Annotated in this window: 8 protein-coding genes and 6 tRNA genes; 4 read left to right on the top strand and 10 right to left on the bottom strand. The window is 56.7% G+C overall.

Annotated elements, in window-relative coordinates:
* Positions 1-63 precede the first annotated feature (63 nt).
* Positions 64-1,461, bottom strand: a complete 1,398-nt coding sequence (locus QN377_RS22520; protein WP_095001624.1) for a glutamate decarboxylase — start codon at positions 1,459-1,461, stop codon at positions 64-66.
* 171 nt (positions 1,462-1,632) lie between these two features.
* On the opposite strand from QN377_RS22520, the gene glsA reads away from it, so the two are divergent.
* Positions 1,633-2,586, top strand: a complete 954-nt coding sequence (gene glsA, locus QN377_RS22515; protein WP_095001625.1) for a glutaminase A — start codon at positions 1,633-1,635, stop codon at positions 2,584-2,586.
* Positions 2,587-2,601: 15 nt separating this feature from the next.
* Positions 2,602-4,134: an amino acid permease gene (locus QN377_RS22510; protein WP_095001626.1), complete on the top strand. Its 1,533-nt coding sequence runs from the start codon at positions 2,602-2,604 to the stop codon at positions 4,132-4,134.
* A 118-nt stretch (positions 4,135-4,252) separates the two neighbouring features.
* Here the strand turns inward: QN377_RS22510 and QN377_RS22505 are convergent.
* From QN377_RS22505 to rluD, 9 genes are all read right to left on the bottom strand, one after another.
* A tRNA-Lys gene (locus QN377_RS22505) sits at positions 4,253-4,328 on the bottom strand.
* A 16-nt stretch (positions 4,329-4,344) separates the two neighbouring features.
* Positions 4,345-4,420: transfer RNA gene (locus QN377_RS22500), tRNA-Asn, on the bottom strand.
* A gap of 119 nt (positions 4,421-4,539) precedes the next feature.
* A tRNA-Pro gene (locus QN377_RS22495) sits at positions 4,540-4,616 on the bottom strand.
* A 92-nt stretch (positions 4,617-4,708) separates the two neighbouring features.
* Positions 4,709-4,784, bottom strand: a tRNA-Lys gene (locus QN377_RS22490).
* 5 nt (positions 4,785-4,789) lie between these two features.
* Positions 4,790-4,866 (bottom strand) — tRNA-Pro (locus tag QN377_RS22485).
* 9 nt (positions 4,867-4,875) lie between these two features.
* Positions 4,876-4,951: transfer RNA gene (locus QN377_RS22480), tRNA-Asn, on the bottom strand.
* A 306-nt stretch (positions 4,952-5,257) separates the two neighbouring features.
* Positions 5,258-7,825, bottom strand: coding sequence for an ATP-dependent chaperone ClpB (gene clpB / locus QN377_RS22475; protein ID WP_094999335.1), 2,568 nt, complete (start codon positions 7,823-7,825; stop codon positions 5,258-5,260).
* Between the two features lie 120 nt (positions 7,826-7,945).
* The gene (gene pgeF, locus QN377_RS22470) at positions 7,946-8,680 is read right to left on the bottom strand and encodes a peptidoglycan editing factor PgeF (protein ID WP_095018371.1); all 735 of its coding nucleotides are present in this window, start codon (positions 8,678-8,680) and stop codon (positions 7,946-7,948) included.
* Positions 8,677-9,639 carry a 23S rRNA pseudouridine(1911/1915/1917) synthase RluD gene (gene rluD, locus QN377_RS22465; RefSeq protein ID WP_094999964.1) on the bottom strand — a complete coding sequence of 321 codons (963 nt, stop codon included), beginning with the start codon at positions 9,637-9,639 and terminating at the stop codon, positions 8,677-8,679. Before rluD ends, pgeF begins: the two co-directional genes overlap by 4 nt.
* A 148-nt stretch (positions 9,640-9,787) precedes the next feature.
* On the opposite strand from rluD, the gene QN377_RS22460 reads away from it, so the two are divergent.
* Positions 9,788-10,801 (top strand): outer membrane protein assembly factor BamD, encoded by a 1,014-nt coding sequence (locus QN377_RS22460; protein WP_094999337.1) that lies wholly within the window; start codon positions 9,788-9,790, stop codon positions 10,799-10,801.
* Between the two features lie 118 nt (positions 10,802-10,919).
* A complete protein-coding gene (locus QN377_RS22455) occupies positions 10,920-11,150 on the top strand; it encodes a PP0621 family protein (RefSeq protein ID WP_094999338.1) in 231 nt (76 codons plus the stop codon).
* Positions 11,151-11,241: the final 91 nt, after the last annotated feature.

Here is an 11,241-nt window from a genome sequence, read left to right as displayed (position 1 = left end):
AGATGTGTATAAGAGACAGCAATAGGGCTTGATCTACAACAGAGTATCTACAGCGCCGCGTAATCAGCGCCCCGCGTGATTACCCGCCTCGGCTTCACGGCCTTTAAAGCCGTGGGGCTGATGCTCGTCAAAGAATTTCACCGCGCGCACAAAGTCCTCCAGCAACAACTTGGCCATGTCGATCGACATACCCTGCTTCACCAGAATCCGCTGCACCACTACGTTCTCGACATTTGCCGGCAAGCTATACGCAGGTACCAGCCAGCCACGGGTGCGCAACCGGTCTGCCAGGTCATACAGCGAATATGAAGTTTTCGCCCCTGGCTTCAGACGCCAGGTCAACGCCGGAATCCCCAGCTGCGGGTCACCGTTATAGAGCATCTCGAACGGTCCGACCTTGACCAGTTCAGCCGCAAGAAACTGTGCCGTCTGGTAGCAGGCTGAATGAATACGCTCATAGCCTTCACGCCCCAGACGCAAGAAGTTGTAGTACTGCGAGATGATCTGCCCGGCCGGACGTGAAAAGTTAAGGGCGAACGTAGGCATATCACCCCCCAGATAATTCACATGAAACACCAGCCCTTCAGGCAGTTCCTTTTCATCCCGCCAAACCACCCAGCCCGCGCCCAGCGGAGCCAGGCCGAACTTGTGCCCGGAGGTACTGATGGACTTGACCCGCGGCACGCGGAAATCCCAAAGAATATCCGGCGCACAAAACGGAGCCAGCATCGCGCCACTTGCACCGTCGACGTGCAGATCAATATTCAGACCCGTGCTTTTTTGCAAGTCATCCAGAGCATCGGATAACGGCTTTACGGTTTCATACAGCCCGGTGAACGTCTGGCCAAAGGTCGGCACTACGACGATGGTATTTTCATCGACCCGCTCCAGCATGTCCTCGGGGGTCATAAACCAATGCCCTTCCGACATCGGCACTTCACGAATTTCGACGTCCCAGTAACGGGCAAATTTGTGCCAGCACACCTGCACCGGACCGCACACCATATTCGGCGTAGTTGTCGGCTTGCCTGCCGCCTTGCGCACCGCACGCCAGCGCCACAATGCAGCCAGACCACCCAGCATGCAGGCTTCGCTGGAGCCTACGGTGGAAGTACCGATGGTGGTAGCCGCTTCGGGCGAATGCCATAAGTCCGCCAGCATATGAATACAGCGGTTTTCCAGCTCCGCAGACTGCGGGTACTCATCCTTGTCGATCATGTTCTTGTCGATCGACAGGTCCATCAACTTGTGGACCTCGTCCTCTTCCCACGTCTGGCAAAAGGTCGCCAGGTTCTGCCTGGAGTTTCCATCCAGATACAACTCATCGTGGACCAGTTGGAAAACCTCACCCGGCGCTTGCTCAGCCTCGGGGAACAGCTTGATTGCAGCGGCATGAGCCAGCGCAGAAGAACCAAATACGGGGTCGACGTCCTTGTTGCGCTTGATACGGTGCAGTGCCATGTGAACTCTCCTTGAGTATTGGTCAATCTATGAGCCCGCCGTTGCAACTCTGGCTCAGCTTCGGCCCAGCCAGCATAGCCAAGCATTTGAGGTCTGCCGTCCGATTTCCGACCACCGTGCATTTTCCGATCTATAGTCTCGATTCTCGATAGTACTCACGGAGCGAGCACGATGAAGCAAAGACCCACGACCGTAGACAGCACGGTAAAACAGGCGCTGGACCAGTCCCTGCAACGGTTTGCCAGCAATCAGCACGGCAAGAACGCCAGCTACATCCCTTACCTGGCCTCAGTGCCATCCCATCTGTTCGGCATCAGCATCATGTTCTGCGACGGTACCCATGCAGAAGTCGGCGACACCGATTACGCCTTCGCCATCGAGTCGATTTCCAAGGTATTCACCCTCGCCCATGTACTCGATGAAGTGGGACCGCAAGCCTTGCGCAGCAAGATCGGTTGCGACCCCACAGGTGAGCCGTTCAACTCGGTGATTGCCCTGGAACTGCATAAGGGCCGACCGCTCAACCCCTTTGTAAACGCAGGCGCCATGGCCACTGTCAGCCTCCTCGAAGCCGATACGGCGCAAGCGCGCTGGGACCAGATCCAGGCGACTTACAACCTTTTCGCCGGGCGTGAACTGACGGTCAACGACGAGGTTTATCAATCGGAAGCCAAGACCAACCAGCACAACCGCGGCATTGCCTGGCTATTGCAGAGTTACGGCTATATGTACGCCGACCCGATGGAAGTGTGCGCCGTCTACACCCGTCAATGTTCCGTGGCGATCACCTGCCATGACCTGGTGACCATGGGCGCTACCCTGGCCAATGGTGGCGTCAACCCGATCAGCGGAAAACGCGCGGTTCGGGCCAACAACGTGGCGCCAATCCTCTCCGAGATGACCCTGAATGGCCTGTATGACACCACCGGGGACTGGTACTACAAAGTCGGCCTGCCGGGAAAAAGCGGGGTCGGCGGCGGCATTCTGGCTGTGGTTCCGGGGGTGTGCGCCATCGCCGCCTTTGCCCCGCCACTGGACGGAGCCGGTAACAGCGTTCGCGGTCAACTGGCCGCCGAATACCTTAGCCGCACGCTCAATCTGAGCCTGTTGCACGAATTCGCGTAAGGGAGCGGGATACTTATGGCCACCACCAGCAAAGCTAAAACCTACATGTCCTGGCTGACCATCTGCTTTATGATGGTTGCCGCTGTTGCCAGTATTCGTTCGTTACCCAGCATGGCCGTCTATGGCCTGGGCTCGGTCTTTCTCTATGTCATCCCCGCACTGCTGTTTTTCATTCCGGTATCCCTGGTCGCTTCTGAACTGGGCACAGGCTGGAACGGCGGGATTTATGGCTGGGTAAGACAAGCCTACGGCGACCGCCCGGGCTTTTTCATCATGTGGTTCATGTGGGTACAAGTGGTGGTCTGGTACCCGATTGTGCTCGGGTTTGGCGCCAGCACCATGGCGTATCTGATCAACCCTGAACTGGCCAAAAGCGGTGTATTTACTGCCGCCGTCATCATCGTTTTATACTGGCTATCGACATTTGTGGCACTTAACGGGCTGACAGCACTGTCGAAGCTGACGTCATGGTTCATGCTGCTGGGCACCGCATTACCCGCCGCGCTGCTGGTTTTGCTCGGCGTCGCCTGGCTGGTGCTGGGGCATAAATCAGCCACCCCGTTGACTTGGGATGCCTTGATCCCGGCCATTTTCGATACCCACTCCACAGTCAAATCCGGCTCGCGCAACCTGCACCCGGACTTCTGGCAGGAATTTACCGGCGCCATTACCGGCCTGGTACTGATTGTGAGTAACTTCCTGGCGTTTGCCGGTATCGAAATGAACGCCATTCACGCCCGTGAATTGCGTAACCCGCAAAAGGAAATGCCCCGGGCGATTCTCTTGGCCTTCTTTATGATCCTGCTGGTGTTTATCCCGCCCACGGTGGCGATTTCGCTGGTGGTACCCGCTGACTCAACCAGCCTTACCGCCGGGGTTATCCAGGCTTACGCTGCGTTCTTCCAGGGCTTCGACATGCCATGGGCAACCCCGATCATGGCCATTTTGCTGATTATCGGTGCGTTGGGCGGGGTACTGGCCTGGACTGCCGGGCCGTCTACCGGCTTGCTGTTCGTCGGTAAGGCCGGAATGCTTCCACCTGTGATGCAGGAAGTGAACAAAAAAGGCGTGCAAAAAAACATTCTGTATTTACAGGCCGTTATCGTCACGCTGCTGTCGACGATTTACATCTTTCTCGACAATGTATCCGATGCCTTCTGGATGATCAGTGCGATGGCTGCGCTGATGTACCTGATCATCTACGTATTCATGTTTATGGCGGCCATGAAACTGCGTAAAACACAGCCCAATGTAAAACGCGGCTATGTGCTCAAGGGGCTGCATGGCTGGTGCTACCTGGGGTTGTTTTCAACCTGCGTGGCGCTAATTTTCGGCTTTATTCCGCCCAACAGCTTCAGCAGCATGCCGTTTTTCGAATATGCGGGGATTTTGTTGCTGGGATTGATCGTCGCAGGCGTGCCGCCGTTTATCTTCTATGCATTGCGCAAGCCGTCATGGCAGATGGTGCCCAAGGCAGAAGCGGATCAGTATTCGGCCGCGCTGCAGGATCTTCAGGACGCGGACAACAAGGCTGCAAACCCAAGCTGAAGCAAAAACCTCGTAGCAGCTGCTGAAGAACGAAGGCTGCGACTACAGGGTTACGTTTCCTACAGGCATAAAAAAAGCGTCCAATGGACGCTTTTTTTATGGCTACTGGAGCCGAACATGGTGGGTCGTGTGGGATTCGAACCTACGACCAATTGGTTAAAAGCCAACTGCTCTACCAACTGAGCTAACGACCCAAAAATTCTTTGAAACTGGCTCCACGACCTGGACTCGAACCAGGGACCCAATGATTAACAGTCATTTGCTCTACCAACTGAGCTATCGCGGAACTGCATATTTCAACTTTTACAACAATAAAAAAGCGTCCGTAAGGACGCTCTTTTATGGCCTCTGATGCAACTGGCATCAGCGCCTTATTTTCTATACCCATTACTGCCGGGCAGAAAATGGTCGGGGTAAGGGGATTCGAACTCCTGACATCCTGCTCCCAAAGCAGGCGCGCTACCGGACTGCGCTATACCCCGGTAAAAAAAAGCACCTTCAAGAGGCGCCTTCTTCGATCAGTGCTTTTGGCCTCTGATCTTAAGATCTAACCCCAGCGAACTGGAGCCAAAAATGGTGGGTCGTGTGGGATTCGAACCTACGACCAATTGGTTAAAAGCCAACTGCTCTACCAACTGAGCTAACGACCCAAAAATGGTCGGGGTAAGGGGATTCGAACTCCTGACATCCTGCTCCCAAAGCAGGCGCGCTACCGGACTGCGCTATACCCCGGCTTGAAAATGGCTCCACGACCTGGACTCGAACCAGGGACCCAATGATTAACAGTCATTTGCTCTACCAACTGAGCTATCGCGGAACTACATATTTCAATTTGTAACGTTGTTGCCTTACTGCTTAGCAACACTCTTCGAGTTCTTCGCATCGCTGCGTTGGCGTCTCTGAGGTCGGCTATTCTACAAGCTTTAAAAGCCTTGTCAACCCTTATTTTTCGTTAGAAGACAATTACTTAGCTCTTCCAGCGGGCTTCTCGGTTTGGGCCAAGTCGCTATTACGGGTTGCTTGCTGCGGGGCGCATATTACAAGCGTTTTCCTTACAGATCAACACCCTAGAAAAAAAAGGCCTCGCAAAGCGAGGCCTCTCTTAAAACACCGCTTTCAAACCTTATGCGAAGACGATTTCGTCGTCCTTCACGCTGGCTGTCACGGTGGTGCCAGGCAAGAACTGACCGGACAGGATCAGTTGTGCCAGCGGGTTTTCGATCCAGCGCTGGATCGCACGTTTCAGAGGGCGTGCGCCATAAACCGGGTCGTAACCAACCGCAATCAGCTTGTCCAGAGCATCCTGGTTCAGCTCAAGGCTCAAGTCACGCTCAGCCAGACGACTGCGCAGACGACCCAACTGGATTTCGGCGATGCCAGCAATCTGATCACGGGCCAGAGGCTCGAAGATCACCACTTCGTCGATCCGGTTCACGAACTCCGGACGGAAGTGGGTGCTGACCGCATCCATCACCGCTGCACGCTGTGCCTCGCGATCGCCCACCAGCTCCTGGATCTGTGCAGAGCCCAGGTTGGAGGTCATCACGATCACCGTGTTGCGGAAGTCCACGGTACGGCCGTGGCTGTCAGTCAGGCGACCGTCTTCCAGCACTTGCAGCAACACGTTGAACACGTCCGGGTGAGCTTTCTCGACTTCATCCAGCAGGATCACCGAGTAAGGCTTGCGCCGTACCGCTTCGGTCAGATAACCGCCTTCTTCGTAGCCCACATAGCCTGGTGGTGCACCGATCAGTCGAGCCACGGAATGTTTCTCCATGAACTCGGACATATCGATCCGCACCATCGCCTCTTCAGTATCAAAGAGGAACTCGGCCAGCGCCTTGCACAACTCGGTTTTACCCACACCGGTAGGGCCGAGGAACATGAACGAGCCGCTAGGACGGTTCGGGTCACTCAGGCCGGCACGGGAACGCCGCACGGCGTTGGACACAGCCACTACGGCCTCGTCCTGGCCAATCACGCGCTCATGCAACAGGCTTTCCATTTTCATCAGCTTGTCGCGTTCGCCTTCGAGCATCTTGGAGACCGGGATACCCGTCCACTTCGATACCACTTCCGCGATTTCCTCTTCAGTCACTTTGCTGCGCAACAACTGGTTTTCAGTTTTGCCGCTGTGCTCGTCGACCATCTGCAGGCTGCGTTCCAGATCAGGGATGATCCCGTACTGCAACTCGGCCATGCGGTTGAGGTTGCCGCTGCGGCGGGCCACTTCAAGCTCCTGGCGCGCCTGCTCGATTTTCTGCTGGATCTGGGCAGAGCCCTGCACTTCGGCTTTTTCCGAGGTCCAGATCTCTTCGAGGTCCGAATATTCGCGCTCGTGACGCTCGATTTCTTCCTGCAATTTCTCGAGGCGTTTTTTCGCGGCCTCGTCTTCTTCTTTCTTCAACGCCTGGGCTTCAACCTTCAGTTGAATCAAGCGACGTTCAAGACGGTCCAGTACCTCAGGCTTGGAGTCGATCTCCATGCGGATACGGCTGGCAGCCTCGTCCATCAGGTCAATCGCCTTGTCCGGCAACTGCCGGTCGGTGATGTAACGATGGCTGAGTTTGACCGCAGCAATGATCGCACCGTCGGTAATCGCTACCTTGTGGTGAACCTCATAACGCTCTTTAAGGCCACGCAGGATCGCAATGGTGTCTTCTTCGCTCGGCTCGTCCACCAGTACTTTCTGGAAGCGACGCTCAAGTGCTGCGTCCTTCTCGATGTATTGGCGGTACTCGTTGAGCGTGGTCGCACCCACGCAGTGCAACTCACCGCGAGCCAATGCAGGCTTGAGCATATTGCCCGCATCCATGGCACCCTCGCCTTTACCGGCGCCAACCATGACATGCAATTCGTCGATAAACAGGATGACTTGCCCTTCCTGCTTCGACAGCTCGTTAAGCACTGCTTTCAGGCGCTCCTCGAACTCACCGCGGAACTTGGCACCGGCAATCAGCGCACCGATGTCCAGGGACAGCAGACGTTTGCCCTTGAGGCCGTCAGGCACTTCGCCATTAATGATCCGTTGTGCCAGACCTTCGGCAATCGCGGTTTTACCCACGCCAGGCTCACCGATCAGTACCGGGTTGTTCTTGGTACGGCGCTGCAGGACCTGAATGGTGCGACGAATTTCATCGTCACGACCGATCACCGGGTCGAGCTTGCCCTCTTCGGCGCGCTTGGTCAGGTCAATGGTGTACTTGTCCAGCGCCTGGCGTGACTCTTCAACGTTCGGGTCATTGACCGCTTCGCCGCCACGCAGGTTGTTGATGGCATTTTCCAGGGCTTTCTTGCTCACGCCCTGACCCAGCAACAACTTGCCCAGCTTGCTGTTGTCGTCCATCGCCGCCAGCAATACAACTTCGCTGGTGATGTACTGGTCGCCTTTTTGCTGCGCCAGACGATCCGCCTGGTTCAACAGACGTGCCAAATCCTGCGACATGTTTACGTCGCCAGTCGGATTCTGAATTTTTGGCAGCTGATCGAGCTCTTTGGTCAGCTCTTTACGCAGGCTGTTTACATCGAAACCGACTTGCATCAGCAACGGCTTGATCGAACCGCCCTGCTGTTCCAGCAATGCCTGCATCAAGTGCGCAGGCTCGATGGCCGGATGATCGAGGCCAACGGCCAATGACTGAGCATCGGACAACGCCAATTGCAACTTGCTGGTTAATCTATCTATACGCATTCGTCACCTTCCTTATGAGCAGGCCGGAGGGATGGAAACTCCTGAATGAAGAAACCTGCCAGATACCATAGTAGATGCGGGCGATTACGAGAGTTTCAAGCGTTTGGAAAATGACGCAGATCAGCTGGACGGTCTTTCGATCCAAACCAGTGATGCGAAGCGGCCAGTATTGGGACTGCGCCGATAGGAGAAGAAACGCGGGTCGGTCACGGTGCAAAAACCCCCGCCGTACACAGCCGTGATACCGAAGCGGGCCAGACGCAAACGCGCCAGCTCATAGATATCGGCCATAAAACGCCCGGCATTGATGCTGGGCACAAAGGCGGCTTCGGCCTGGGGCATGTCTTTTACAAAGACCTCCTGCACCTCGGCCCCGACCTCAAATGCCTTGGGGCCAATGGCCGGCCCCAGCCACACAAGCAGCTCCTGTGGCGCAACATTGAGGCTTAGTGCGGCGGCTTCAAGCACCCCGGCCGCCAGCCCGCGCCAACCGGCATGGGCTGCCGCAACACGAGTGCCAGCACGATCGCAGAACAATGCAGGCAAGCAATCCGCCGTCATTGCCGTACAGGCAATACCGGGGGTGGCCGTCCAGCTGGCATCGGCCTCAACAATCAGTTCGGGATTGGCAGGTGCGACCACAACCCCGTGAACCTGGCTAAGCCAGGCGGGCTGTACGTCAAAAATATGGGTAAGGCGATGGCGGTTATGCGCAACGGCAACAGGGTCGTCGCCTACATGGTCGCCCAGGTTGAAGCTGTCGAACGGCGCCACACTGACGCCGCCCGCACGGGTGGTCACACAGGCCCGGATGCCTGCCGGCGCTGGCCAGTCAGGAATCAGGAAGGTGTTCACCCGATAAATGCCTCACGGTCTTGCTTGAGCAACGTCAACAGCCAGACAAAGTCGTCAGGCAGTGCTGATTCCCAGCTCATGCGCTTACCGGTCGTCGGATGATCCAGCTCGAGGAAACGGGCATGGAGCGCCTGACGCGGGAAGTTTTTCAGGGACTCGACCATCGTCACGCTGGCAGACGGCGGAATACGGAAGCGACCGCCGTAGGCAGGGTCTCCGACCAACGGGAAGTTGATATGAGACATATGCACACGAATCTGGTGCGTACGACCGGTTTCCAGCTTTACCCGCACATGGGTGTGGGAACGGAAACGCTCAAGCACACGGTAATGACTGACCGCCTGCTTGCCGCCTTCCATTACCGCCATGCGCTGGCGCTGTTGGCCGTGACGGCCGATAGGCGCGTCGATCTTGCCCCCGGCGGTCACGACACCGATAACGATGCACTCATAGATACGACTGACACTGCGGCTCTGCAACTGTGTAACCAGTTGTGTCTGCGCCTGAATGGTCTTGGCGACCACCATCAGACCGGTGGTGTCCTTGTCCAGGCGATGCACGATCCCCGCACGCGGCACATTGATAATGTCCGGTACGTGGTGCAGCAAGGCATTGAGCAAAGTACCACTGGCATGCCCTGCAGCCGGGTGCACCACCAGGCCCGCAGGCTTGTTGATGACCAGGATGTCATCGTCTTCGTAGACGATATCCAGGGGGATGTCTTCAGCGATCCACTCACCCTGGGCTTCCTGCTCTGCAGTCAGCTCCAGGATGGCACCGCCGTGTACGATGTCACGGGGGCGTATGACGGCTCCGTCCACAGTAAGGCGGCCGTCTTTGATCCAGGCGGAAAGGCGCGAGCGCGAGTGCTCAGCGAATAATTGTGCGGCGACTTGATCGAGGCGTTGGCCACCCAGTTCGGACGGCACCTCTTCGCGAAGTTGAATTTTCTCGGACATGCTCATCAGGACCGCGCCAAGCCTTTGGTTTCGGCTGCGCGCTTGTGGTTAAATACGGCGTCTTTTGCCCCGAGGCTTTTCACGGGGCACTCATCATAACAGGACGGACCCGCCCAAGACAGCGGCCGTCATAGGGACGCAAGCCGCCATGCAAGTGAGACACCTGCTGCTGATCGCCATCCTCGCACTGACCGCCGCTTGCTCGTCGACTAAAGAAGTCGTTGACGAAAACCTCAGCGAAGTGGAGCTGTACCAGCAGGCACAGGCCGACCTGGACAACCACAGCTATACCAGTGCTACCGCCAAACTCAAGGCCCTTGAGTCACGCTACCCGTTCGGTCGCTACGCCGACCAGGCCCAGCTTGAACTTATTTACGCCTACTACAAGAACTCCGAGCCCGAAGCGGCCAAGTCGGCTGCCGAACGGTTTATCCGCCTGCATCCACAGCATCCGAACGTTGACTACGCCTACTACCTCAAGGGCCTGACCTCCTTTGACCAGGACGTTGGCCTGCTGGCGCGCTTCCTGCCGCTGGACATGAGCAAGCGTGACCCGGGCGCTGCACGCGACTCCTACAACGAGTTCGCCCAGCTCACCAGCCGCTTCCCCAACAGCCGCTACGCACCCGACGCCAAGCAGCGCATGATCTACCTGCGCAACCTGTTGGCAGCGTATGAAATCCACGTAGCCGATTACTACCTGACTCGTCAGGCTTATGTAGCCGCTGCCAACCGTGGCCGCTATGTGGTCGAAAACTTCCAGGAAACTCCTTCGGTCGGCGACGGCCTGGCGGTAATGGTTGAGTCCTACCAGCGCATGCATCTCGACCAGCTGGCCAACACCAGCCTTGAAGTGCTCAAGACCAACTACCCGGACCACCCGAGCCTGGTAGACGGCCAGTTTGTGCCGCAGGTTTCCGAGTCGGACAACCGTTCATGGCTGAGCAAGGCCACATTGGGCCTGATCGAATCCAGCACACCGCTGCCACCGGGTGAAACCCGTGCAAACATGGATATCCAGAAGCAGTACCAGGATGCCAAGGATGCAATCCCGGCAGAACTGAAGCCAAAGGATGCCGATGGCGACATCATCGAAGAACCGCAAGCTGAAGGTAAAAGCCGCTCCTGGTTCAGCTACATGACCCTGGGCCTGTTCGACTGATCGTTCAGCACATAAAAAAAGAGCTCTTCGGAGCTCTTTTTTTATGTTTGATTTACCGCTGTGCGCCTGCCAGGTCCTTGGCTAAACTGGTGCATCTTTTCTCGAATAGCGAATTACCATGCTTCGTTTACTGATCTGGGCAGCGCTGATTGCTGCAGGCGTTTGGCTGTGGCGCAAATACAAGACCGGTATGGCCGCGACCAAAAAACCGGTCGACCCGAGCGCTCAGCCAATGGTGCGCTGCGCCCACTGTGGCGTACACCTGCCCCGTGACCGCGCCCTGAGCCAGCAACAAGAGTGGTATTGCACCCAGCAGCATCTGGAGCAAGGGCCAAAACCAAGGGGTTAAGCCACCTGCGGTCGCTGCCGCAGGCTACGACAGGAAAACGGCAACTGTGGGAGCGAGCCTGCTCGCGAAGGTCTGTCTCTTATACACATCT

Source organism: Pseudomonas sp. CCC4.1 (assembly GCF_035019225.1).
GTDB lineage: Bacteria > Pseudomonadota > Gammaproteobacteria > Pseudomonadales > Pseudomonadaceae > Aquipseudomonas > Aquipseudomonas bubulae.
This window is presented reverse-complemented; position numbering and strand designations above follow the sequence as displayed.

Bases quoted from the DNA above. Each gene is read 5' to 3' on its own strand.
- rluD (WP_094999964.1), bottom strand. From the start codon at position 9,639: ATGTCCGAGAAAATTCAACTTCGCGAAGAGGTGCCGTCCGAACTGGGT.
- QN377_RS22510 (WP_095001626.1), top strand. From the start codon at position 2,602: ATGGCCACCACCAGCAAAGCTAAAACCTACATGTCCTGGCTGACCATC.
- glsA (WP_095001625.1), top strand. From the start codon at position 1,633: ATGAAGCAAAGACCCACGACCGTAGACAGCACGGTAAAACAGGCGCTG.
- QN377_RS22460 (WP_094999337.1), top strand. From the start codon at position 9,788: ATGCAAGTGAGACACCTGCTGCTGATCGCCATCCTCGCACTGACCGCC.
- QN377_RS22455 (WP_094999338.1), top strand. From the start codon at position 10,920: ATGCTTCGTTTACTGATCTGGGCAGCGCTGATTGCTGCAGGCGTTTGG.
- clpB (WP_094999335.1), bottom strand. From the start codon at position 7,825: ATGCGTATAGATAGATTAACCAGCAAGTTGCAATTGGCGTTGTCCGAT.
- QN377_RS22520 (WP_095001624.1), bottom strand. From the start codon at position 1,461: ATGGCACTGCACCGTATCAAGCGCAACAAGGACGTCGACCCCGTATTT.